The organism is Rhodococcus tibetensis (genome assembly GCF_024438035.1).
GTDB classification, from domain to species: domain Bacteria; phylum Actinomycetota; class Actinomycetes; order Mycobacteriales; family Mycobacteriaceae; genus Rhodococcus_F; species Rhodococcus_F tibetensis.
Genome location: NZ_JANFQF010000026.1, coordinates 31,543 through 56,004 on the forward strand (window position 1 = coordinate 31,543; position 24,462 = coordinate 56,004).

The 24,462-nt window shown below is 66.3% G+C and carries 21 protein-coding genes and 2 pseudogenes; 5 read left to right on the plus strand and 18 right to left on the minus strand.

Translation table 11 applies throughout. The annotated features are described in order from the left end of the window. Position 1 precedes the first annotated feature (1 nt). Positions 2-877, plus strand: coding sequence for a LysR family transcriptional regulator (locus tag NOF53_RS23985; RefSeq protein ID WP_255973510.1), 876 nt, complete (start codon positions 2-4; stop codon positions 875-877). 4 nt (positions 878-881) lie between these two features. After that, complete coding sequence (locus NOF53_RS23990; protein ID WP_255973512.1) at positions 882-1,769, plus strand: LysR family transcriptional regulator; 888 nt, start codon at positions 882-884, stop codon at positions 1,767-1,769. A 4-nt stretch (positions 1,770-1,773) separates the two neighbouring features. On the opposite strand, the gene NOF53_RS23995 is transcribed toward NOF53_RS23990, so the two are convergent. Genes NOF53_RS23995 through NOF53_RS24020 form a run of 6 tightly spaced genes read right to left on the minus strand, consistent with a single transcriptional unit; the run spans position 1,774 to position 8,713 of the window. Continuing rightward, on the minus strand, positions 1,774-2,985 hold the full coding sequence (locus tag NOF53_RS23995; protein ID WP_255973616.1) for an acetyl-CoA C-acetyltransferase: 1,212 nt from the start codon (positions 2,983-2,985) through the stop codon (positions 1,774-1,776). Between the two features lie 41 nt (positions 2,986-3,026). Beyond that, the gene (gene fabG, locus NOF53_RS24000) at positions 3,027-3,767 is read right to left on the minus strand and encodes a 3-oxoacyl-ACP reductase FabG (RefSeq protein ID WP_255973514.1); all 741 of its coding nucleotides are present in this window, start codon (positions 3,765-3,767) and stop codon (positions 3,027-3,029) included. 32 nt (positions 3,768-3,799) lie between these two features. Then, the gene (locus NOF53_RS24005) at positions 3,800-5,455 is read right to left on the minus strand and encodes a class I adenylate-forming enzyme family protein (RefSeq protein WP_255973516.1); all 1,656 of its coding nucleotides are present in this window, start codon (positions 5,453-5,455) and stop codon (positions 3,800-3,802) included. A 3-nt stretch (positions 5,456-5,458) separates the two neighbouring features. Further along, complete coding sequence (locus NOF53_RS24010; RefSeq protein WP_255973518.1) at positions 5,459-6,223, minus strand: SDR family NAD(P)-dependent oxidoreductase; 765 nt, start codon at positions 6,221-6,223, stop codon at positions 5,459-5,461. Between the two features lie 31 nt (positions 6,224-6,254). Further along, positions 6,255-7,388 carry a thiolase family protein gene (locus NOF53_RS24015; RefSeq protein ID WP_255973521.1) on the minus strand — a complete coding sequence of 378 codons (1,134 nt, stop codon included), beginning with the start codon at positions 7,386-7,388 and terminating at the stop codon, positions 6,255-6,257. Next, positions 7,385-8,713 (minus strand): MFS transporter, encoded by a 1,329-nt coding sequence (locus NOF53_RS24020; protein WP_255973523.1) that lies wholly within the window; start codon positions 8,711-8,713, stop codon positions 7,385-7,387. Before NOF53_RS24020 ends, NOF53_RS24015 begins: the two co-directional genes overlap by 4 nt. Positions 8,714-9,025: 312 nt before the next feature. On the opposite strand from NOF53_RS24020, the gene NOF53_RS24025 reads away from it, so the two are divergent. Together NOF53_RS24025 and NOF53_RS24030 are read left to right on the plus strand one after the other, a co-directional pair. Next, positions 9,026-10,219, plus strand: a complete 1,194-nt coding sequence (locus NOF53_RS24025; RefSeq protein WP_255973526.1) for an acyl-CoA dehydrogenase family protein — start codon at positions 9,026-9,028, stop codon at positions 10,217-10,219. 16 nt (positions 10,220-10,235) lie between these two features. After that, positions 10,236-11,393, plus strand: coding sequence for an acyl-CoA dehydrogenase family protein (locus NOF53_RS24030; RefSeq protein ID WP_255973528.1), 1,158 nt, complete (start codon positions 10,236-10,238; stop codon positions 11,391-11,393). Positions 11,394-11,639: 246 nt separating this feature from the next. On the opposite strand, the gene NOF53_RS24035 is transcribed toward NOF53_RS24030, so the two are convergent. The 5 genes and pseudogenes from NOF53_RS24035 to NOF53_RS24055 form a co-directional block, all read right to left on the minus strand. Further along, positions 11,640-11,957, minus strand: a complete 318-nt coding sequence (locus NOF53_RS24035; protein WP_255973530.1) for a TAXI family TRAP transporter solute-binding subunit — start codon at positions 11,955-11,957, stop codon at positions 11,640-11,642. Between the two features lie 23 nt (positions 11,958-11,980). Next, positions 11,981-12,277: pseudogene (locus NOF53_RS24040) on the minus strand (response regulator); the annotation flags it as partial. A 16-nt stretch (positions 12,278-12,293) separates the two neighbouring features. Next, a pseudogene (locus NOF53_RS24045) lies at positions 12,294-13,661 on the minus strand (MFS transporter). Positions 13,662-13,747: 86 nt separating this feature from the next. Continuing rightward, positions 13,748-14,893, minus strand: a complete 1,146-nt coding sequence (locus NOF53_RS24050) for a CaiB/BaiF CoA transferase family protein (protein WP_255973533.1) — start codon at positions 14,891-14,893, stop codon at positions 13,748-13,750. Then, a complete protein-coding gene (locus tag NOF53_RS24055) occupies positions 14,890-16,062 on the minus strand; it encodes an acyl-CoA dehydrogenase family protein (RefSeq protein ID WP_255973535.1) in 1,173 nt (390 codons plus the stop codon). The genes NOF53_RS24050 and NOF53_RS24055 overlap by 4 nt, the downstream gene beginning before the upstream one ends. Before the next feature lie 146 nt (positions 16,063-16,208). Between NOF53_RS24055 and NOF53_RS24060 the strand changes: the two genes are divergently transcribed. Next, the gene (locus tag NOF53_RS24060; protein WP_255973537.1) at positions 16,209-17,243 is read left to right on the plus strand and encodes a LacI family DNA-binding transcriptional regulator; all 1,035 of its coding nucleotides are present in this window, start codon (positions 16,209-16,211) and stop codon (positions 17,241-17,243) included. Here the strand turns inward: NOF53_RS24060 and NOF53_RS24065 are convergent, their stop codons facing one another. The 7 genes from NOF53_RS24065 to NOF53_RS24095 all read right to left on the minus strand — a co-directional run bounded on the left by NOF53_RS24065 (position 17,244) and on the right by NOF53_RS24095 (position 24,329). After that, positions 17,244-18,767: an acyl-CoA synthetase gene (locus NOF53_RS24065; protein WP_255973539.1), complete on the minus strand. Its 1,524-nt coding sequence runs from the start codon at positions 18,765-18,767 to the stop codon at positions 17,244-17,246. 103 nt (positions 18,768-18,870) lie between these two features. Continuing rightward, positions 18,871-19,479, minus strand: coding sequence for a hypothetical protein (locus tag NOF53_RS24070; protein WP_255973541.1), 609 nt, complete (start codon positions 19,477-19,479; stop codon positions 18,871-18,873). A 172-nt stretch (positions 19,480-19,651) separates the two neighbouring features. Beyond that, positions 19,652-20,434, minus strand: a complete 783-nt coding sequence (locus NOF53_RS24075; protein WP_255973543.1) for an enoyl-CoA hydratase — start codon at positions 20,432-20,434, stop codon at positions 19,652-19,654. 3 nt (positions 20,435-20,437) lie between these two features. Next, on the minus strand, positions 20,438-21,628 hold the full coding sequence (gene fahA, locus NOF53_RS24080) for a fumarylacetoacetase (protein ID WP_255973546.1): 1,191 nt from the start codon (positions 21,626-21,628) through the stop codon (positions 20,438-20,440). Continuing rightward, positions 21,625-22,515, minus strand: coding sequence for a hypothetical protein (locus tag NOF53_RS24085; RefSeq protein ID WP_305087270.1), 891 nt, complete (start codon positions 22,513-22,515; stop codon positions 21,625-21,627). The genes fahA and NOF53_RS24085 overlap by 4 nt, the downstream gene beginning before the upstream one ends. Continuing rightward, positions 22,482-23,681, minus strand: coding sequence for a homogentisate 1,2-dioxygenase (locus NOF53_RS24090; RefSeq protein WP_255973549.1), 1,200 nt, complete (start codon positions 23,679-23,681; stop codon positions 22,482-22,484). Before NOF53_RS24090 ends, NOF53_RS24085 begins: the two co-directional genes overlap by 34 nt. A gap of 93 nt (positions 23,682-23,774) precedes the next feature. Beyond that, the gene (locus NOF53_RS24095) at positions 23,775-24,329 is read right to left on the minus strand and encodes a MarR family winged helix-turn-helix transcriptional regulator (protein WP_255973552.1); all 555 of its coding nucleotides are present in this window, start codon (positions 24,327-24,329) and stop codon (positions 23,775-23,777) included. Positions 24,330-24,462: the final 133 nt, after the last annotated feature.

Consider the following 24,462-nt stretch of genomic DNA (forward strand, 5'->3'; position numbering starts at 1 on the left):
GGTGGACCTGCATCTCGTCACCTATTTCGTCGCGGTAGTCGATCACGGCGGGATCACCAGGGCGGCGCAGTCTCTGTACATCTCTCAGCCGTCGCTGTCGCAGGCCATTCGCACTCTCGAACGTCGGCTCGGGGTGACCCTGTTCGATCGCACGGGGCGTCGGCTGGAGCTGACCGAGGCGGGCCGGACACTGGACGTGGCGGCGCGGCGAATCCTCACCGATGTCGAACGTGCCAAGGCCAAGGTGGCGGCGGTCCGTGAACTCGAATCCGGCCGGGTCGACGTGGTCACGTACTCGGCGTTCTCGATCGACCCGATCGTCGGACTGGTCCGCCGGTTCCGCCGGCAGTACCCCCGGATCACGGTCCGCATCATCGACAGCGACGGTCCCACCGGTGTCCTCGGGGCATTGCGGCGCGGTGAGGCGGAGCTCGGGGTGATCGACCTGTCCGTGGATCACAGTGCGCTGCTGTCGGTCCCGATCGGTGAGCAGGAGTTGGTGCTTGCCGTGCCGGACGAGCTCGCGGCCGCCCTTCCCGACCCGGTACCCCGGTCGGCCCTGCGCGACGTCCCGCTGATCCAGGATTTGGGTGACAAGAGTGATGCGGCGCTGATCTCCGAACTCCTCGGAGAAAACACGGACACCGTCGTCGTCGACTGCGCGCATCCGAGCGCCACCTGGAACCTGGTTCAGCGAGGGGCGGGTGCGACCGTCCTGCCCCGCGTGGTCGCCGAGCAAGAACTGCGCGGTGTGACGATCCGGTCGCTGTCACCCCGGTTGACCCGGCCCGTCGGCCTGGTGCAGCGCTCCGGACCGTGTTCGCCTGCGGCCGCAGCGTTCGTCTCCAGTGCACACGACACGTCGGCGAGAGGCTGAGCACATGGAGTTACGTCAGGTCGAGTATTTCCTCGCCGTGGTCGAGCACGAGGGCATAGGCGGTGCCGCCGCATCCCTGGGCGTCGCCCAGCCGACCATCTCCCAGGCGCTGCGGGGGCTCGAACGGGAACTGGGTGTGCAACTGTTTCATCGCATCGGCCGGGGCATGGTTCTCAGCGCGGCCGGACGAAGCATGGTGGGCCCGGGCCGCCAGATCCTGCGCGACGTTACCGCCGTCGAGGATTTGCTGGCCACCTCCGACGGCGAACTCGCAGGCCGGCTCGACGTGATGGCGTTTCCCGCCCTGGCGCTCGGCCCGCTCGTCGACCTGGTCACCGAATTCCGCCGGGCCTACCCGAAAGTGACGGTGCGCTTCGGTGAGCTGAAGGTCGAAGCACAGGCCGCCTCCCTGATCGAGGACGGGCACTGCGAATTCGTCGTCGCGCATCTACCCCTCGACGGGAACGGCCTCGACGTGGTGGAACTCGGCGAGCAGGAGTACTGGCTCGTCTATCCGGCAGGCACCGACGTACCGCACGGACCGGTGCCCCTGTCCGCGCTGCCCAAGGTGCCCATGGTGTTCGTGCCTCGGGGCCCCTCCCTCGCCGACGAGATCGAGGAAGCGATCCGCCACGCCGGGGCTCGGCCGCCCCTGGCGGTGTTGTCCGATCATCGCGAAGCGCGACTTCCGTTGGTACTGGCCGGTATCGGCGGCACCCTCGTGGAGAGGTCGATCGCGGAATCGGCCCGGGACCGCGCGATCGTCCGCGAGGTGGAGCCGAAGTTTGCCCGAAGATTCGGGATCGCTTTCGATCCGGACACGCTTTCCCCGGTAGGACACGCGTTCGTCGAACTGGTTCGCGCGCGTGCCGCCACCGCAGCGGGCGAGTAGCCCCCTACGCCACTCGTTCGAACACTGCCGCCAGGCCCTGCCCTCCACCGATGCACATCGTCTCGAGCCCGTACCGCGCTTCGCGGCGATCGAGTTCCCGTGCCAAGCTCGCGAGCATGCGCACACCCGTCGCACCGACAGGGTGACCGAGGGAGATCCCGGAACCGTGGACATTGGTGCGATCCAGATCTGCTGCGCCGAAACCCCATTCGCGCATCACGGCCAGCGCTTGCGCCGCGAATGCCTCGTTGAGTTCGATCAGGTCGATGTCCGAGAGGGCGAGCCCCGCCTTGCGCAGCGCGACCTCGGTGGCCGGCACCGGCCCGATGCCCATGATCTTCGGTGCGACACCTGCTGCGCCCCAAGACACCACCCGCACGAGCGGTCGCAGACCGAGACGTTCCGCGGTCGGAGCAGTGGTGACGAGGCACATTGCTGCAGCATCGTTCTGTCCGCTGGCGTTGCCCGCGGTGACGGTGGACTCCGGATCGGACTTCACCAGGATCGGCGTCAGGGCTGCCAGCGATTCCAGCGAGATGTCGGGACGAGGATGCTCATCGGTGTCGATCACCTGCTCACCGCCGCGGCTGCGGACGGTCACGGGGACGATCTCCTCGGCGAGGATGCCGTTCTTCTGCGCCGTGACGGCCCTGGTGTGTGACGACACCGCGAGCTCGTCCTGCTCGCTGCGTGAGATCCCGTATTCGCGACGGAGGTTTTCCGCCGTCTCGATCATTCCCCCGGGCACCGGGTAGAAACGGCCGCCCGCGGTGGACCGGGCACGCACGAGACTGTCGTGCATCTGCACACCCGATCGTGCTCCACCCCACCGCATGTCGGTGGAGTAGAAGGACGCGTTGCTCATCGATTCGGTGCCCCCGGCCACCACGAGGTCGTTGTCACCGGCCGCCACTTGCATAGCCGCCTGGATGACGGCCTGAAGACCGGATCCACACCGACGGTCGATGTGCATGCCGGGCACGGTGATCGGCAGACCCGCATCCAGGGCCACCACCCGGCCGATCGCGGGAGCCTCACTGTTGGCGTTGCAGTGGCCGAGGACGACGTCCTCGATGTCGGACGGATCGACGCCCGTGCGCTCGAGTAGCCCCTTCAGGGCAGCAACGCCCAGATCGACGGCGGTGAGGGATTGGAACATGCCGCCGTATCGTCCGATGGGAGTGCGGACGGGTTCGCAGATGACAACTTCGCGCATCATGGCCTTTCGGGGAAATGTCAGGAGGGGTCGGTGCGCGGTCACATGAAGCGTCCACCGGTGACTTCGAGGACCGTGCCGGTCATGTACGACGAGAGGTCGGAGGCGAGGAACAGTGCGACGTTCGCGACCTCGCCGGCCTCGCCAGCACGTCCCATCGGGATCTCGCTCATCTTCTGGTCCCACGCCTTCTGCGGCATGGCCTCGGTCATGGCCGACCGGATCAGTCCCGGCGCGATCGCATTGACACGGACACCGTGGTGGGCAAGTTCCTTGGCCGCAGCCTTGCTGAGACCGACGATGCCCGCCTTGGCCGCCGAGTAGTTCGTCTGCCCCACCATGCCGACCTTGCCGGACAGCGAGGAGATGTTGACGATGGCGCCGCGCTTGGCCTCCCGCATGATGGCGGCCGCCTTCCGCGTCCCGTTCCAGGTGCCCTTCAGATGCACGTCGATGACCAGGTCGAAGTCGTTCTCGGTCATGGTGCGCATGGTCGCGTCGCGGGTGATGCCGGCGTTGTTGACCATTACGTCGAGCGAGCCGAAGCGGTCGACCGCTGCGCCCAGCAGTTCGTCCACCTGCTCGGAGTGCACCACGTTGCACCGGACGGCGTGGGCAACGTCCGCGCCGCCGAGCTTGTCGGCCGCTGCCGTGGCGGCGTCGAGGTCGAGGTCACCGATCACCACCCGGGCGCCGGCCTCGACGAAGGTCCGGGCAATTTCGAAGCCGATACCCTGAGCGCCTCCGGTGACGACGGCGGTGCGGTTGGCGAGCAGTTCCATGGATGTCCTTTTCTGGTTGTTGGCGCGAGCCTCTATTTCGCTGCGGTGTCGAGGAATTCACGCAGGGTGGTCTTGAGAATCTTTCCCGCAGCCGACGTCGGCAACTGCTCGACGACCACCACGTCACGCACCTTCTTGTACGGCAGTACCCGCGCGGCCACGAACGCGGACACCGCATCCGGATCGACCGTCGCGCCCGGCATCGGCACGACGAACGCCACCGGCTCCTGACCGACGCTGCCGGCCTCTCTGCCGACGACGGCAGCCGAGGATATGTCCGGGTGCGAGACCAGGATTTCTTCGAGCTCGCGGGGATACACGTTGTAGCCCTTGTAGATCAGCATGTCCTTGGTGCGGTCGCAGATGAACAGGTATCCGTCCTCGTCGACGTAGGCGATGTCGCCGGTATCGAGCCAGCCGTCGACGTACTGCTGCGCGGTGATCTCGGGCTGATTCAAGTAACCGTCGGTGACCTGCGGCCCGCGGACCCACAGCTTTCCGCGCGCGTTGGCGTCGAGTACGTCTCCGGAATCGTCGGCGGCACGGATCTGCACTTCGGTGTCGAACACCGGCAGTCCCACGCTCCCGAGCTTGTATGCATCGGCACCGGTCAGCGGTGCGGATGCGACGAGACAGGTGCCCTCCGTCAACCCGTAACCCTCGACCACGCTCGCCGAGGGGAACGCGCGGCCGAGTGCCTCGAGCGTGACGTGGTCGATCGGCGCCGCACCGGAGGAGACGACCCGCACCGAATCGGTGTCCCGAATCGCGGCGTCGGGATGAGTGGCGACGGCATGCCACATTGCCGGGCTTCCCGTGATGTAGGTGGCCCTGTGCTTCTCGATCAGTTCGAGCATCCGTCCCGGTTCGAACCGTCCGGCGAACACCTGGGTCGCCCCGCACAACAGCAGGAACGACATGTTGATCAAGGCGTGGGCATGGAACAGCGGTGACACGACGACGGTCGCCCCGGCCCCGGGCACCACACCGCGCCCCTCCAGTCCCACGAGGGGCCGCAACTCGATCCCGCCGTCAGCAGTGGCGTGTACCTCGTGTCCCGCACGCCAGGCGATCATCTGGATCACGTTCGCGAGGACGTTGCGGTGCAGTACCCGAACACCTTTCGACAGCCCGGTGGTACCGCCCGTGTAGGCGAGGTGGGCCACGTCGTCGCCCGTGACCTTCGTCGTGAACGATGCGGTGGCGTACCCGCGGACGAACTCGTCGAACCCGAACTGACCGCGACCTCGCCCGGCGGGCAGTCCCGCCACCACGATCGTGCGGACGGTGGTGCCGTCCGAAGCCTCGGTGAGGGTGTCCAGTTGTCCGGGCTGGGTGACGGCCGCGACCGCACCCGTGTCCACGATCTGTGTGCGGAGTCCGGGCACGGGTTGCAACGGGTTGACCAGTGTGACGGTCGCGCCGGCCCGCAGCGCGCCGTAATACGCCACCACGAACTCGATGCAGTTGCCGAGGTGCAAGAGCACCACGTCACGCTCGGTCACGCCCGCGTCCCGCAGCGCGGACGAGAAAGCGCCCGACCTCTCGTCGAGTTCACGATAGGTGCACACCGTGTCGCCGTCGACCACGGCGGCCCGGTCTCCGTACAGGGCAGCCATGCTGGACGGGAACGCCGCCATCGTCAGTTCCGGATAGTGCAGTGTCGGCACGTTCACTTCGGTCCTCATTCGTCAGCGGGGTGCCATGCGGATGGCACCGTCCAGGCGGATGGTCTCGCCGTTGAGGTAGCCGTTCTCGAGGATGGAGCAGGCGAGTTGGCCGAACTCACTGGGCTTGCCCAGCCGCGAGGGATTGGGTACGGACTTCTCCAGTGACGCACGGACGTCGTCGCGCAGCCGTGCGAGGAGCGGGGTGTCCATGATTCCCGGGGCGATTGTGCATACCCGGATGTTTCTGCTGGCGAGATCCCGTGCGGCCGTGACGGTCATTCCCACGATTCCCGCCTTCGAGGCCGTGTAGTTGATCTGACCGATCTGGCCTTCGAACGCTGCCACGGACGCGGTCAGCACGATCGCACCGCGTTCGCCGTCGATCTCGTCGTGGCGGGCGATCCGTTCCGCTCCCAACCGCAGAGCATTGAAGGAGCCGACGAGGTTGAGCCGGATCACGAACTCGAAGTCCTCGAGCGAACCGGCCTTTCCGTCGTTGTCCAGAATGCGCATCCGGCGCCCGGCTCCGGCGCAGTGCACGATACCGCGCAGGCCACCGCGGTCGTCGGCGACGTCGAGGGCCGCCGAGAACTGTTCGGGGTCGGTGATGTCGGCGGCGGCGAATTGAGCTGCGCTGCCGAGCTCTTTCGCCGTCGCCTCACCATCGGAGTTCGGAAGGTCGATGAGCGTCACCTGCGCTCCGGCGTCCACCAGACGGCGTGCGGTGGCGAGGCCGAGTCCCGACGCGCCGCCGGTCACCGCGGTGGAGATGCCTTTGAGTTCCATTGCCTACGTGTTCCCTTCGGGAAATTGTTGTTCAGAGAAGTTCGAGAATGGTGGCATTGGCGAGTCCGCCTGCCTCACACATGGTCTGCAGTCCGTAGCGGATGCCGTTGTCGCGCATGTGATGGACGAGCCGGGTCATCAGAATCGCCCCCGATCCGCCGAGCGGGTGACCGACTGCGATGGCGCCGCCGAGCGGGTTCAACCGGTCCATCGCGGCACCGGTCTCCGCCTGCCAGGCCAGCGGAACCGGGGCGAACGCCTCGTTGACCTCGAAAGCGCCGATGTCGTCGATCGTCAGTCCCGCCCGCGAGAGGGCCTTCTCCGTCGCGGCGATGGGACCGGTGAGCATGATGACGGGGTCGTCACCGACCACGGCGCTGGTGTGGATGCGGGCCATCGGTCGCAGTCCCAGCTGCGCAGCCTTCTCGCTCGTCGTGATCAACAGTGCCCCGGCGCCGTCGGAGATCTGGGAGGAATTGCCCGCATGGATCACGCCGTCGTCCTGGAACACGGCCTTCAGCTTGGCGAGGGACTCGAGTGAACCATTCCGCCGGATCCCCTCGTCACCCTCGAGAACGCCCGGTATCGGTGCGAGTTGTCCGTCGAACGCGCCGCGGTCGACGGCACGCGCCGCGAGCTCGTGGGAGCGGAGGGCGTACTCGTCGAGCACCCGACGGGTCAGTCCCCATTTCGACGCCACCATTTCCGCGCCGGTGCCCTGGCTGAAACCGTCGACGCCGTACCGGTCGAGAACGGCGGCCGGAAAGTGCTCGCCGTTCTTGCTGGCGCTGCCCATCGGAACGCGGCTCATCGATTCGACACCGCCCGCGACGACGACGTCCTCGTGGCCGGCGATCACGGTCGCGGCGGCGAAACTCACCGCCTGCTGGCTCGATCCACACGCCCGGGTGAGCGTGGTGCCGGGGACCTTCTCGGGCCAGCCGGCGGCGAGAACCGCGGTGCGGGCGACATTGCCTGCCTGCTCCCCCGTCTGGCTGACGCAGCCCCAGACGACGTCACCGACGACGTCCGGGTCGAGGCCGGTGCGCGCAACGAGCGACTCGAGCACGTGTGCCGACAAGTTGGCCGGATGAACTCCGGAGAGGGCACCACCGCGCCTGCCGATGGGCGTGCGGACTGCGTCGACAATTACTGCGTCGTTCATCGTGTGCTCCTCACACTGTCGCCTCGAACCAACTTCTGGTCGCGTTCCGGGTTCGCCAGCACCAACGCGAGGACGGCACACACCGCGGCGACCAGACCGAGTGCTTGGAACGCGGTCGCATAGCCCGCGGCGGGTGTACTGGCGGCGTCGACGATCAGGCCGGTCGCATACGGGGCGACGAGGCCGCCGACCGCCATGATCGCGAGGAACACCCCGAGCGTGCCGGCCGTCTGACGCGGCGGGCAGATCTCCGAGATCGCGGAGTTGAGCAGCGGGAACACCGAGGCGGCGAAACCGTACCCGACCGACACCACGAGCACGGCCAGGGCGGGAGTATCGATGGACGGTAGGGCAAGAAGGATCGCGCCGCAGATGAGGACCCCGACAGCGGGAACGATGACCCGCACCATACGGGACGTCGAGCCGCGTACGAGGAGGCGGTCACCGATCACGGACGAAAGGAGCATCAAGATCAGTCCCGCGATACTCGGGAAGGCGAACATGGACCCGGCCTGCAAGCGGCTGTAGCCGAGACCTACCTCGAAGTACGAGGGCAACCACGTGAGAACCACCGCGACCAGCGCGTACACGCTCATGACGAGCAGGGCCCCGCTGATGAACGTGCGGGTCCGGAAGATACGACTCCACGGGACTGCAGGCTCACCCGCGTCAGTGTCAGTGTCAGTGGTGGTCGCAGCCTTGCCGCTGCGGATGTACGGGCCCTCGGACCACACGGTAAGCCAGATGACACACCACACGACTCCGATCACCGACAGCGCGATCAGGGCGAAGCGCCAGCCGAAGGTGACGGTGACGAAGGCGAGCGCCGGAGCCACTGCGATTTTCGCGATGGACGCGGCGCCGGCCAGCAGCGCGCTGGGCAGTCCGCGTTTGGCGGGCGCGTGCCACGAATAGGCCCCGGTATGCAGCAGCGCCGAGCTCGGTCCCTCGGCGAGCCCGAGAAGCAGGCGGCTGCCGAGTAGCACCACGAAGCTCGCGGCGACGACGAGCGGCAGCATGGCTACCGACCAGGCCAGCGCGAGCAGGACGAGGGCCCATCGCAACGACATCCAGCGGTTGAGGACCCCGGCAAAGAACCCGCCGATCGTGAACGTCAGGAAGAACAAGCTTCCGACCAGGCCGATCTGGGAGGAGCTCAGCCCGAGCTCCTGGGCGAGCGGTTGGGCGATGATGCCGAGTACGGCCTTGTCGGCATAGTTGACGACGTAGAGCAGCACGAGCAGCGCCGTCAAGCCCCACGCACGGTGGCGGGACTCGGCGCCGATCTCGACGGGTTCATCGAGGGAGGCGGTGGAGTGGGTCACGTGGTGATCCCTTCGGAGAATGGGTGGTGCAGGTCACAGCGTCAAGCCCATTCAACGGTTGCGGACCCACACGAGCAAGACGCACTCGGCGAACGCACCGGCTGCCACTACCTATGAGTCGGGGTCCCCGCAGGTCAACACACTTTTGTGAGATGTATTGGAGTGCGCTATCCATCCGATAGCCGAAGTCCTCTAGCCGGTTCTACGGAACGTCGGGCAAGCTGAAACCTGACCTCGCGGCTACCGAGGCGCTCTTCCGCGCCGCCGGTTCCGCACTCCGATACTTGGTACAACGGTTTCCGAAGGACCCCCATGAGCCGCCTCGCCCAGACTCTCGGCCTCACCGAGTTCCAGACCGAGATCATCGACACCGTGCGTACCTTCGTCGATCGCGACATCATCCCGGTCGCACAGGAACTCGAGCATTCCGACACCTACCCGCAGGCGATCGTCGACAAGATGCGCGACATGGGCCTGTTCGGGTTGATGATCCCGGAGGAGTACGGCGGTCTCGGCGAATCCCTGCTCACCTACGCGCTGTGCGTCGAGGAACTCGCGCGCGGATGGATGAGCGTCTCGGGTGTGATCAACACTCACTTCATCGTCGCCTACATGCTGCGTCAACACGGCACCGATGCCCAGAAGGAGTACTACCTGCCGCGGATGGCCACGGGTGAGGTTCGTGGGGCGTTCTCGATGTCCGAGCCGGAACTCGGCTCCGACGTCGCCGCCATCCGCACGAAGGCCAAGCTGAGCGCCGACGGGAACTACGTCATCAACGGTCAGAAGATGTGGCTGACCAACGGCGGCAGCTCCACCCTCGTCGCCGCGCTGGTACGCACCGAGGAAGGTGCCGCCAAGAAGCACGAGAATCTCACCGCCTTCCTGATCGAGAAGCCCGCCGGATTCGGCGAGGTCGTCCCCGGCATCACCATCCCCGGGAAGATCGACAAAATGGGGTACAAGGGCATAGACACCACCGAGCTCTTGTTCGACAATTATTCCGCCGCGGCCGGTGACATCCTCGGTGGCACACCGGGTCGAGGGTTCTTCCAGATGATGGACGGGATCGAGGTCGGGCGGGTCAACGTGTCCGCCCGCGCATGCGGTGTGGCGATCCGGGCCTTCGAGCTGGCTGCCCGGTATGCGCAGCAGCGCAGCACGTTCGGTAAGCCGATCGCCGAACACCAGGCGATCGCGTTCAGCCTCGCCGAGATGGCGACGAAAGTCGAAGCGGCGCATCTGATGATGGTCAACGCTGCACGGCTGAAGGATTCCGGCGAACGCAACGACGTGGCCGCCGGGATGGCCAAGTACCTCACCAGCGAGTACTGCTCGGAGGTCACCCAGGCCAGTTTCCGTATCCACGGCGGCTACGGCTACTCGAAGGAGTACGAGATCGAGCGGCTCATGCGTGAGGCACCGTTCCTCCTCATCGGCGAAGGCACCAGCGAGATTCAGAAGACAATCATCAGCAAGGGCGTACTGCGCAGTTACGCACTGTAAATCGAAGGAGATGCCCGTGCAGCGTACGGTGTTCAACGAAGATCACGAAGCGTTCCGGAAGACGATCCGCGACTTCATCGCCAAGGAAGTGGCACCGGTGCACCATGATTGGGAGGTGCAGGGACATCCGCCACGCGACTTCTACCGTCGGCTAGGTGAACTCGGTGTCCTGGGTATTCAGGTGCCGGAGGAGTTCGGCGGCGGCGGTGAGAAGAGTTTCAAGTTCTCCGCGGTGGTCGGCGAGGAGACCGCGGCCGCGGGGGTCACGTTCGGCAGTTTCTCCGTACACACCAACCTGATCCTGCCGTACCTGCTCGAGTACGCGAACGATGAGCAGAAGCAGCGCTGGCTCCCGGGATTCGCCTCCGGCGACATCATGTTCGCCATCGCCATGACCGAACCCGGTACCGGTTCCGACCTCGCGAACATCGCGACATCGGCCAAGCTGTCCGAGGACGGCGGCCACTACGTTCTGAACGGCGCCAAGACGTTCATCACGGGCGGCGCGCTCGCCGACCGCATCCTCGTGGTCTGCCGCACCGCTCCCAGCACGGAGGAGAACCGCCGGGCGGGACTGACGATTCTCGTCGTCGACACCACGGCCGAGGGTTTCTCGGTGGGCCGGAAGATCGAGAAGATCGGCCTCAAGGCGTCCGACACCGCCGAGTTGTCGTTCACTGACGTCAAGGTTCCGGTCGAGGATCGGCTCGGTGACGAGGGCGCCGGTTTCAGCTACCTCACCCACAATCTGGCACAAGAGCGGCTGACCATCGCACTCGGCGGATCGGCGACGGCCGCGGCGGCGCTGAAGCACGCCATCGCGTACGTCAAAGAACGCAACGTCTTCGGAAAACCGGTGGCGGCATTCCAGAACACGAAATTCGTACTCGCCGAGTGCGCCACCGAGGTCGAAGCGATCCAGCTGATGGCCGACCGCGCACTCGAACTCCACGACGCAGGCGAACTGTCGGTGCCCGACGCGGCGAAGGTCAAACTCTTCTGCACGGAGGCTGCGGGCCGAGTAATCGACAAATGCCTACAACTGCACGGTGGTTACGGATACGTCCTCGAGTACCCCATCGCGCGTCTCTACGCCGACACCCGGGTGTCCCGCATCTACGGCGGCACCAGCGAGGTCATGAAGACGATCATCGCGAAGGACCTCGGGCTGTAGTCGGGCGCCTTCGGTGCCGATCAACGACTGCCGATCGAGGAACTGGCTTCCCGTCGCCTGTTCGGGCACCAGTTCCGCGGCATGATCGATCAGTACTTCCACGAGTGCGCCCGCAGCACTGTCGGTCACCGCAGGGCCGGCGAGAAGGAGGTTGACCACACCGATCGTCGCGACCGGTGTCTGATGTCCGTACGTACCCGGTGGAATGAGTACGGATTCGTAGCGTGGGCCGAACCGCTGTCGCAGCTACGGCAGTTCTGCGGACAGATCGAGGAGTCGTAACGGGATACCCAGGTTCGCAAACGACGGTGTGGGCACTCCGCCCGCCCACAGGACGGCATCGACGCTGCCGTCGCGAAGAGCGTGGCCTGCGTTCGTCATCGACAGGTGCAGACGTGTGACGTCGCCGGGATCGCCCAGGCCCAGCACCTCGAGAATCCGCTCCGCGGTGAGTTCGGCGCCGGAGCCTCGTGCACCCAGACTTATTCGCGCTCCGGCAAGTTGGGAAGTGTCCCCGATCCCGGAATCGGCGCGCACCGCGAGTTGCATGTAGTTCTCGTACACCTTGCCGATGGCGGTGAAGTCGGCGGCGCCGCGAGGTTGTCGATCGCACCGCCGCGCAGTCCCCGAACCACCGAACGCTCGTCGTCGCGGGCGGTGAGGATGACGACCGGGACGTCGCTGACGGCCCGCAGTTGCCGGAGCACCTGCAGGCCGTCCGCGTCGGGGAGACCGAGGTCGAGGATCACCGCGTCCATACCCCGGTGGCCGAGAAGGAGATCGGAGCCGCGTCGCATGCGCACCGCCTCGTGGCCGTGGGTGGCCAGCGCCTCCACGAGTGCGTCGCCGACTCCGTCGTCGTCCTCGACCACCGCGATCTGCACTGTCCGTTCCCTTCGATCAGCTCCGCGAGTCGACCAGTTCGACGTCGTCGTCCGGGGTGCCGGCCCGGCCGGTCGTCCGGTCGAGCGGCGAGCCTTCCGACGTCTCCCGCATGAAGAAGTAGACGACGAGCGAGATCGCGATGCATCCGGTCACATAGTAGAAGAAGAGCGATTCGTGGCCGGCCTGTTTCAGGGCGAGGGCGACGGTCTCGACCGTGCCTCCGAAGATCGCCAGCGTGAGGGCGTACGGCAGTCCGACTCCGAGCGCGCGGACCTTCGTCGGGAACAACTCGGTCTTCACGATGGCGTTCACCGACGTGTACCCGGTAACCACGGTGAGGCCCAGCATCATCAGCCCGAATGCAACCAGCGGATTGGACGTGTTCCCCAGCACCGTCATGAGCGGGACCGTCAGCACCGTTCCACCGACCCCGAAGAAGATGAGCAGCTTGCGGCGGCCGATGCGGTCGGACAGGGCTCCACCGAGCGGCTGCAGCACGATGAAGACCAGCAGGGCAGCGAAGTTGATCCACGCCACCGTGTCCTTGGAGATGCCGGACGTGTTGATCATGAACTTCTGCATGTAGGTGGTGTACGTGTAGAACGCCACGCAGCCACCGAGCGTGAGGGCGCACACCAGCAGGCACTCCCGGGGGTACTGCAGCAGCATCCGCAGTGAACCCCTCCTTCGCCTGACCCTCCGGCGCATCTTCGTGACGTTTGGCCTCGACCTCCTCGGTGAACGCCTCCGACTCGTCCATCGTCCGCCGCAACCACATCACCGCGACGGCACCGGCCGCACCGATGACGAACGGGATCCGCCAGCCCCACGACTGCATGGCTTCCGCAGGCAACACCAGTTGCAGGACGATTTGCACCCCGAGCGCAATCAGCTGTCCGGCGACGAGCGTGACGTACTGGAAGCTCGAGTAGAACCCGCGCCGACCCGGTGAGGCGACCTCGGCGAGGTAAGTGGCGCTGGTGGCGTATTCGCCACCGACCGACAGTCCTGCAGCATGCGGGCGAGCACGAGGAGCACCGGAGCCACGAGTCCGACGCTCGCGTAGGACGGCGTGAGCGCGATGACGAGCGAGCCCGCCGCCATCACGGTCACCGACAAGGTGAGCGCCGATCGGCGTCCGTGCCGATCGGCGTACCGACCCATGATCCAGCCACCGATCGGCCGCATGAGGAACCCGACCGCGAAAACGGCTGCTGTGGAAAGCAACTGCGCGGTGGTATCGCCCTCGGGGAAAAACTCTTTCGCGAAGTACACACTGAACGCCGCGTAGGCGTACCAGTCGTACCACTCGATCAGATTGCCGACCGAACCTTTCAAGACGTTGCCGATGACTCGGCGCTCACCAGTATGCGTGGTGCTCACGTGGGACTCCTTCCGATGTCCTGAATCTCTCCGTTCCCACCACAGTGGGTCAGGTCACAGGCAATCGAAAGGGTGCACGGAGGTTCCTAACATTCCCTTAGGGAAGACCCCTGTGCTGGGGTGTCTTCACCGAGTAGCGGGGGCGCGCTGCGGTACCTCGCCGGGGTGACGCTGAGCCGGATCGGGTTCGCCACCTGCCGGACGGGTGCGTCCCGGCGCGGGTCGTCGATCTCGACCACCGGATTCAGACCGAGTCGCTCGGCCAGCGCGACGGCGTCGGCGATGTCGTTGAGCGGCCCGCACGGAACACCCTCCGCTGTCAGTTTCTCGAACCAGACGTCGGCGGAGTTCGATGACAATGCCGCCGTGAGGTCTTTTACGAGTTGCTCCCGGTGCGCCACGCGTTGCGTATTAGTCGCATACTGCTCGTCGTCGGCGAGTTCGGGCACACCGAGAACCGCGACGAGAGAAGCGAACTGACGGTTGTTGCCCACCGCCAACACCAGCGGGCGGTCGCCGGTCTCGAAGACCTCGTAGGGCGCGATGCTGGGATGCCGGTTGCCCATGGCCCGCGGAACGACACCGGCGCCCACATACCCCGACGTCTGGTTCGCGAGCGCGGACAGCAGTGAGGACAGCAGGTTCACCTCGACGCGCTGTCCCTCCCCGGTGCGATCGCGGTGGCGCAGCGCCGCCAGGATCCCGACCGCGGCGTGCAGTCCGGTGATGACGTCGACGACGGCCACCCCGACCTTGGTCGGGACGCCGGGTTCGGGACCGGTAATGCTCATCAACCCGCCGACGGCCTGGACGAGCAGGTCGTACCCGGGCAGGTTGTTGTGCCCACCGAATCCCGTCACCGAGCAGTAGACGACGTCGGGATTGATCTCCTGCACGGCGTCGTAGCCGAGCCCGAGCCGGTCCATGGTGCCGGGCAGGAAGTTCTCCACCACCACATCCGCCCGGGCCGCCAGCTTCCGCGCCTGTTGCAGGTCCGCGGGGTTTCGCAGGTCCCACGCGAAGGACCGCTTGTTGCGGTTCACCGATTGGAAGTAGGTCGACTCTTCGCCCACCCACGGCGGCCCCCACTGCCGGGTGTCGTCCCCGACCCCGGCGCGCTCGATCTTGACGACCTCGGCACCGAGATCGGCGAGCAGCATCGTGGCGTACGGCCCGGCGAGCACCCGGCCGAAATCGGCGATCAGCAGGCCGTCCAGCGATGCACTTCTCACCGGAACGCTGCCTCGCCCGTCAGAGCCTTGCCGATGGTGAGCTGGTGCACCTCGGAAGTGCCCTCGTAGGTGAGCACGGACTCGAGGTTGTTGGCGTGCCGGATGACGGGGTACTCCAACGTGATTCCGTTGGCGCCGAGGATGGTTCGGCACTCTCGGGCGATAGCGATGGCCTCGCGGACGTTGTTCAGCTTGCCGGTGCTCACCTGCTCCGGCCGGACCTCGCCGCGGTCCTTGAGGCGTCCGAGATGGTAGGCGAGCAGGTGGCCCTTGCCGACCTCGAGCGCCATGTCCGCGATCTTCACCTGCGTGATCTGATAGGCGGCGAGCGCCTTGTCGAAAACCTGGCGGTCCTGCGCGTAGGAGATGGCGGTCTCGAGGCAGTCGCGGGCGGCGCCCATCGCGCCGAAGACGATGCCGAACCGGGCCTCGTTGAGGCAGCCGAGCGGGCCCGACAGTCCCTTCGCCTCCGGCAGCATCGCGGATTCGGGCAGCCGGACGTCCTCGAGCACCAGCTCCGAGGTGACGGATGCCCGTAGCGACATCTTGTGCTTGATCTCCGGTGCCGAGAAGCCGGGGGTGTCGGTGGGCACCACGAATCCGCGGATGCCGTCCTCGGTGCGTGCCCACACCACCGCAACGTCCGCGACGGACCCGTTGGTGATCCACATCTTCGTACCGTTGAGGATCCAGTCGTCACCGTCCCGCTTGGCAGTGGTGCGCATACCGGCAGGGTTGGAACCGAAATCGGGCTCGGTCAGACCGAAACACCCGATCGCCTTCCCGGCGGCCATGCGGGGCAGCCATTCCTGCTTCTGGTCCTCGCTGCCGTAGTGGTGGATCGCGAACATGGCCAGCGAGCCCTGCACCGACACCAGGCTGCGGATTCCGGAGTCGACGGCCTCGAGTTCGAGGCAGGCGAGGCCGTAGGCGGTGGCGCTCATACCGGCGCAGCCGTACCCCTCGAGGTGCATACCCAGCACGCCGAGCTCACCGAGTCCTTCTGCCAGCTCACGCACCGGCAGTGCCGCCGCCTCGAACCACTCCCCGATGTGGGGACGGATGCGCTCGTCGGCGAAGCGGCGCACGGTGTCGCGGATCGCGATCTCCTCGGTGTCGAGCAGCGCGTCGAGGGCGAACAGCTGGGACAGGGACTGCGGGTCGGACATGGTTCCTCCACGGGGCCGGTGGGGCTGATGTGCAAACGTTCGCGAGAACGATTGCACGAACGATTTCGTCACGTAGACTAAGGCGCGTTCCGGCGGCCGTCAACCACGACACCACCGGCCCCCGTCCCCGAGCGCGAGGATTGCCCGTGAACCTGCCGGACCGCCCGACACGCACTTCCGGGCGTCCGCCTACCCTGCGCGAGATCGCAGAACGCGCCGGTGTCCATGTGTCGACGGCGTCCCGCGTGCTCCGGCAGCCCGAACCTGCGGACGGCTGGTCGGAGGCCGCACTGCGGGTGCGGGAGGTGGCCGTCGAACTCGGTTACCAGCCCAACTTGTGGGCCGCGAGCCTGCGGACCCGCAAGACCACCACCCTCGGTGTCGTCATGCCGCGACTCACCGACGGCGTGGTCGCGACCATGTTTCAGGGCATCGAGGAAACAGCCACGGCCGCGGGGTATTCGGTTCTGTTGTCGAGTCCTCCGGACGACCTCGATGCCCAGCGCAAAGCCATCGAATTCCTCGTCAGCAGGCAGGTGGACGGGCTTCTCCTCAGCAGCCTGCACAGCCCGGGGCGGGAGTTCGTCGAATCGCTGTCGGTGGGTTCGCTGCCGATGCTGCAGGTCAACCGGCACGCTGACGTCGGGTTGCCGTTCGTCTCCGGTGACGACCACCGGGGCGGATACCTCGCCGGCAGGCACCTCCTCGATCGCGGGTTCACCGAGATCGCCGTCATCGCCGGGCCGGAACACGCCAGCACTTCCCGAGGCCGGGTCGCCGGGTTCCGCGACGCGCTGGCCGAAGACGGCATCGAACTCGGCCCGGATCGCATCGTCCGCTCCGACTTCGACGTGTCGGGTGGTGTCGCGGCCGCCACCGTTCTCCTCGAGTCGGATTCGCGTCCCGACGCGATCTTCACCGTCAGCGACACCATCGCGATCGGCGTACTCGGCGTCGCCCGGGACCTCGGACTGCGGATCCCCGAAGACCTCGCGCTCGTCGGGTACAACGACATTCCGGTGGTCGCCCAGCTGCCGGTACCGCTGACGACCGTCCGGTCGCCGGCCCGTCTCATCGGCGCGACGGGCGTGCGCCACCTGCTGTCACTGATCGCCGGCCACCAGGTGGAGTCGGTGCAACTTCCGGTCGAGCTCATCGAACGGGCGTCGACCAGAAAATAGTCAGAGCGTTGCCCGCAGTTCGCGTTTGAGCAGCTTCCCGCTCTGGTTGCGGGGCAACTCTTCCACGAACACCACCTGCTTGGGCACCTTGAACGGCGCGATGCGCTCCTTGACGTGGGCGATCAACCCGTCCGGTGTCACTCCGGCTGCATCCTCCCGCAGCACCACCACCGCGGTGATCGCCTCGATCCACTTCTCGTCCGGAGTTCCGATCACCGCGACCTCCGCCACGTCCGGGTGGGTGTAGACGGCGTCTTCTACTTCCCGCGAGGCCACGAGAATGCCACCGGTATTGATGACGTCCTTGATGCGGTCGACCACGGTGATGAAACCGTCCGCGTCGCGCGTGACCAGGTCACCCGAGTGGAACCAGCCGTCACGGAATGCTTCTGCGGTGGCGTCGGGGTTGTCCCAGTACCCCAAGCACAGCTGGGGTGAACGGTAGAGCACCTCACCCGGCGTGCCGTCCGGAACGTCGTTGCCGTCCGGATCCACCACCCGAGTCTCGACGAAGAACACCGCCTTGCCGCACGACGACGGCCGATCCTCGTGCTCCTCCGGTTGCAGCACCGTGGCCAGCGGGCCGATCTCCGACTGCCCGAAACAGTTGTAGAAGCCGAGGTCGGGGTAGCGTTCGCGCAGCCGGTTCAGCACCGTCACCGGCATGATCGACGCGCCGTACTGCGCCTTCTTCAACGACGACAGATCGCGGGTCTCCAGATCCGGATGTCCGGCGAGCGGCACCCACACCGTCGGAGCCAGGAACAGCGAGCCGATGCGATCCGCCTCGATGCGCCTCAGGATCTCCGGTATGTCCGCGGTCTGCATTAGATTCACCGAGGCACCCACGGACAGGTACGGCATCATGAATACGTGCATGCCCGCCGAGTGGTACAGCGGCATGCAGATCAGCGGATTGTCGCGCGCGTTCAGCGCGAGGGCGATCACGGAAGACACGTACTCGTAGACGAGTCCGCCATGAGTCATCATGGCGCCCTTCGGCTTCGAAGTCGTACCCGACGTGTACAGCAACTGGGCCAGGTCAGTGGAAGCGACCGGCTCCGCGAGGACGGGCACGTCGCCGGAACGGCTGTGGGCGAGTAGGGAGCCCTCGGCGTCGCGCAGGGGTACGACGTGGCGCAGGTCGAGTGCGTCGCGGACGGAGTCGAGTGTGCCCGTCAGCGCCGGATCCACGAGTGCTGCACTGCTGCCGGACTGCGACACCAGGTAGGTGAGCTCATCACCCTTCAGGGCGTAGTTGACGGGGACGTGCACCAGACCTGCACGCGCGCAGGCGAGGAAGCCGATGACATATGCGTCCGAATTGGTGCCGTACGCGGCGACGCGTTCACCCGTCCGAAGCCCCAGGGACTGCAGGTAAGCGGCGGCCCGGCTCACCGCGTCGTCGAGGTCGCGGTACGTCCACGTGCGATCCTCGAAGAGGAGCGCCGTGCGGCCGGGAAAATTGGCAGCCGAGCGCCGCAGCACTCCGTCGACGGTATGGGTATGCGGATCCAGCTTCATGCCCGAAGGTTATAGGACGTCCAACTATGCCGCCAGAGGTTCGGCGCTCCCGGCGGATGCGGGTGGAGCGACACCGCGACACCACACATCCGTCGTCTCGGCGCTACCGCCCTGCAGACACCAGCATCGGTTCGTGCATGTCGTAGTACGACACGTCCCCCATCAACCGATTCTCTTCTTCGAACAACGACCGCAGGTCGTCGGGAATCTCCATCGTCTCGTGCGAACGGGCCTCGGACTCGGAGGAGAAGTACACGGCCTCGACGTAGCCGCCGTCGCCGTAGGTGCACAACATTCCACCGAGAATCTCCGGGCGCAGCTGATGAAGCTGGGGTTCGGTCTGCTCCAGGAGTTCCCGCATGCGAGCGACATCGGTGGTGTGCCCCTCCATGACCTGGACGAAGGTCGCGTCGTCCGAGCCACCACCCATCCATTCCATGACGTCCGGGCAGTCCATGAACGACACCTCACCCTCGAAGCACCGTTCGGTTTCTGCCCACCACGCGCCCTGTTCGGGGCGCTCACTGTTCCGCCGGGCGGCGTCGGCGGATTCGAATCGCGCGAGCGCGATGAACGTTCCGTCGTCGCACAGCCCCTGGGTGCATCCGAGGAAGCCCGTCGCCCCCGGTTGTACTTCCTCCGTCCAACGGTCCATGCACCGGCGCAGGCCGACCTCGTCCGACACCTTTCCCTGAATTACCTGAATGAACATCAATGTCTCCTCCCGCGGGACCTCCGTCCCGCAGTGAGAGCGATCTGTCGGTGACCGACCCGTCGCGGTCCACCGTCAGCGGGCACCGACGGCCCGCGGCCGCAGCCACTGCACCCTCAATCCTTCGCCCGTTCGCTGCGCAGCACAACATGCCCACGCAGACGCGCCGGGCCTACTTTCCCTGCCACTGCGGTTTCCGCTTCTCGACGAACGCCTGCATACCTTCCTGCGCATCGCACGTGACGGCGTTGGCCGCCATCGTCTCCGCCATCGCCGCGTAGGCCTCGCCCTGAGGAAGCTCGATCTGCCGGTAGAACGCCTGCTTGCCGATCTTCACGGTGAGCGGGCTGGCCTTCGCAATCTTGCGGGCGAGGGCATTGGTCTCGTCCGCGAGCTTCTCAGCCGCGACAACCACGTTGACCAGCCCCCAGTCCGCGGCGGTTTCCGCGTCGATCGTGTCGCCGGTGAGGAGCATCTGCAGTGCCCGCTTCCGCCCGATCGCGCGGCTCAGGGCCACCATCGGGGTGGAGCAGAACAGTCCGATCTTCACCCCCGGTGTCCCGAACACGGCGTTCGCCGACGCGACGACGAGGTCGCAGGACGCCGCGAGCTGACAGCCCGCCGCGACGGCCGCACCCTGGACGGACGCGATAACCGGCTGCGGAATGTCCTGAACGGCCTGCATCATCTCGACGCAGGTGTCGAAGATGGCCTGCTCGTCCTCGAGAGTGCGGCCGATCATCTCCTTCAGGTCGTGGCCCGCGGAGAAGACCGGTCCTGCAGCCCTGATGACGACGACGCGGGTGGTGTCTTCGTCGCCCAGCTTCCGGAGCGCTGCGGTGACATCCCGCATGGCTTCGGACGACAACGGGTTGCGCTGTTCGGGGCGGTTCAGGGTGAGGAACGCGACGCCGGTGTCCGGCAGGGCAGTGGTCTCCACGAAATTCTGGTCCATGACCTACTGCCTACCACCTGTGAGTACTGCCGGCAGAATGCGACCGCGGACGTCGCCGAAGCCGATGCGGCTGCCGTGGGGGCCGGGCGCGGTGGCGGAGATGACGATCTCGTCGCCGTCCTCGAGGAAGGTGCGCGTCTCGGCGCCGACCTCGACCGGTTCCTTGCCACCCCAGGTGAGTTCGATGAACGCACCGCGTTGATTCTTCTCGGGCCCCGAAATGGTGCCCGACGCGAACAGGTCACCGGTACTGGCGGCGGCGCCATTGATGGTGGTGTGCGCGAGCATCTGCGCCGGCGACCAGTACATCTGCGCGTAGGGCGGCCTCGACACGACGTGGCCGTTCCACTCGACGGACAGATCGATGTCGAGGCCCCACTTCTCCTCGCCGCGCAGGTACGGCAGCGGCTGAGGATCCTGGGTCGGTGTGTCGATACGAGCGGCCTCGAGCGCCGGCAGCGGCACTACCCACGGTGAGATGGACGTCGCGAAGCTCTTGCCGAGGAACGGGCCGAGCGGCACGTACTCCCACGCCTGGATGTCGCGGGCGGACCAGTCGTTCACGACGACCGCGCCGAACACATACTCCGCGAACTGATCCGGGGTGATGGTCTCCCCCAGCTTCGTCGGGACGCCGACGAGGAAACCCATCTCGGCCTCGATGTCGAGGCGGCGAGACGGCCCGAAGTCGGGGGCGTCCTGATCCGGGGTCTTGCGCTGTCCGCACGGCCGGATGACGTCCGTGCCCGACACGATGACGGTGCTCGACCGCCCGTGGTACCCGACGGGGAGATACTTCCAGTTGGGCATCAGCGGTTCGGAGTCCGGCCGGAACAGCCGTCCGAGGTTGGTGGCATGGTTCTCGGACGCGTAGAAGTCGACGTAGTCGGCCACGTCCACCGGCAGATGCAAGGTGACCTCGTCGACCGCGAACACGGCAGCCGCGTCGACGTCGCCCTGCACCAGTTCGGTGATCTGGCGTCGGACCTCGACCCACCGCTCCCTCCCCTGCGCCATGAAGGCGTTGAGGCTGGGGCGGGCGAACACGTCGTCGCCGAGCGTCGCGGCGAGGTCGACCACCGAATCGCCCACCCGGACACCGATTCGCGGGCCGGTGACGGCCGTGGAGAACACGCCGTAAGGCAGGTTGTCGATCCCGAACGACGAATCGACGGGAATGTCGAGGGTGGTCATGCGGAGGTTCCCTGTTCTGTGGAGAGGACGGATGACGGAACGAGCGCGAGCCCGACGAGGTCTTCGAGCGGCTCGAGGACGCTGCACGTTCCGAAGGAACGGAACGAGGAGCGCACGGCCTCGACCACGTCGTCGGAGAGATCACCGAGTTCCTGTGCGAGAAGTGCGCCGTCGCGTTCGGCGAGCGTGGCGGCGAGCTGGGTGACCGTGCCACCTCCGAGCGCACGCCGCGTGGCGAGCAGCAGGTTGAGGAAGCCGTGCTGTTCGAATCCGTTGTGAGAGTCGGTGTTGCGCACCGCATGGTGCAGCCCGGCCGTCGCCTTGAACCGGACCCCGGTCGCGACCACGGTGTGGATCGCGGCCGCGAGCTCACCTTCGTCCGGGTAGGCCTCGGCGACGACGCCTCCCGTGCGGAACTTGGCGGAGACGGACGTACCGGCGAGTGCGGCCAGAAAGTCGGAGCGCCGCTCGTCGCGCGGAATCTCGACGAACACGTCGAGTCCGGCCGTCAACGTCTCCAGGGCGTACAACACGGCCATGAAGTCGTCGGCGGACTGTTCCGCCGGAATCGCGATCTCGAGGGCCACCGGCGTGACGCCCTCCACCGCGGCAATGCGCGTGAGCGCGGGCTCGAGAGTGGCGAGGCCACCCGGCAGAGTAAGACTCACGTCGAGCTCGGTCGGTGTCAGCTCTTCCACCCGGGAAGCCGGAAAGACGAACGATCCGACCAGGTCTGCGTACGGCGACGACCGGTGCCGTGCGTGCGCGGGGACGGCGTCGGGCAAGGCCGCATTGCCCGGCGGGAACAGCGCGGCGTCGTCGCACAGACCGGTGAACAGTGCGGGAATGCCGGTCACTGCGCCGGCCCCCGGCCCGCCCAGGTCCAGGCGTAGTTGCGGTCCTCGCACGCCAGCGCGCCTTCGCCGAGTTCGAGGGGCCGGAAGGTGTCGACCATGACCGCCAGTTCGTCGAAGAACTCGGCCCCGATGCTGCGCTCGTAGGCCCCGGGCTGCGGCCCGTGCGCATGACCGCCGGGATGGACGGAGATGGAACCCTGCCCGATACCGGAACCCTTGCGGGCCTCGTAGTCGCCGCCGCAGTAGAACATGATTTCGTCGGAGTCCACATTGGAGTGGTAGTACGGCACCGGAATCGACAACGGGTGGTAGTCGACCTTACGGGGCACGAAGTTGCAGATGACGAAGTTGTTGCCCTCGAACGCCTGATGCGCCGGCGGAGGCTGGTGAACGCGCCCGGTGATGGGCTCGTAGTCGGAGATGTTGAACGTGTACGGGTAGAGGCAACCGTCCCACCCGATCACGTCGAAGGGATGGTTCGCGTACAGCATCCGGGTGCCGACGATGCCGTGCGAGGTGCGGTGCTTGACGAGCACCTCGACGTCCGTGCCCTCGGCCTGCAGCGTTTCCCCCGGACCGTGGAGGTCGCGTTCACAGTACGGTGCGTGCTCGAGCAGCTGCCCGAACCGGGACAGGTACCGCTTCGGCGGGACGAGGTGACTGTTGGCCTCGATAGCATAGGCACGCAACGGTTCCGGACCGGTCGGGATCCATCGATGGGTGGTCGACATGGGGATGAGGACGTAGTCGCCCTGCTTTGCCTCGAGCGCACCGAAGACGGTTTCGACGGTGGCCGAGCCGGATTCGACGTACACCATCTCGTCACCCAAGGCGTTGCGGTAGAGCGGCGATTCCTTGCCGGCCACTACGTAGGAGATGCGCACGTCACCGTTGCCGAGGATCAGGCGGCGCCCGGTCACCACATCGGTGTCGGCCCACACCGACTCCGGGAAGAGGTCGTGCAACTTCAGGTGTCTCGGCGAGAGCGGATGGTTGGGCGTGGTGGCCTGGTCCGGCAGTTCCCACACCGTCGCGTCGACGATCGCCGAGGGAATGTGCCGGTGATACAGCAGCGAGGAGTCGGAGGAGAATCCTTCTTCGCCCATCAACTCCTCGAAGTAGAGCTGACCGTTCTCGTCACGGTGTTGCGTGTGCCGCTTCGGCGGGATGTTGCCCGCCTGCCGATAGAACGCCATGACGGCCTCCTCGATGTGTCGCCGCTTTAGTAAACACATTAACTACTTCGAAGCCGTGCTGGCAAGCACGGACCGATAACGACGACAGGAGCGTCAGTTGCGTCCGCGAACGTCGAACTGACTGCGATTGGTGATCAACTTGTCGAGCAACATGACGAGGATTCGCTGTTCCGGCTCGGTGAGCACGCTCGCCCACGCGTGTTCGCGCTCGTTCTGCTCCCGATAGATCTCCCCGATCTCCCGGCGACCGCGCTCGGTGAGCGAAAGCTGCACCGATCGGCCGTCCCGCTCGTCGGGCGTGCGTTCCATCAGACCCGCGCCGACCAGGGATTTGGTGAGATTGGAGACCGCGGCCCGGCTCATACCGGTGAGCTCGGCAGCACTCTTCGCATCGATTGGACCGGCCAGCCAGGTGACGAACATCAGCCGGAAAGACGACCACGACAGTCCTCGCGGGCGATGGATTGACGACTCCAGATCGTAGGTGACCACATTCGACGCCCGGTTCAGCGTGAGCAGAACCTGCGTAGCCAGTTCGTGTGTCGATCCGTATTCGGTGCTCAGACGCCGATTGGCCAGTTCGATGAACGACCAGAAGTCGAGGCGCTCAGGTACCTCGACAGGCACCGGCGCATCGTCGTCGGTCATCGCGCAGCGTCATCGGTCATGAAGAGAACCCTATCGCGAGCGGGTGGCGGGCCCAGTGCCCGCCATGTCGTTTTAGTATATCTGTGAACTAGTTTTGTGCAGTGGCCTTGACACGGACCGGCGAAGCCGCACC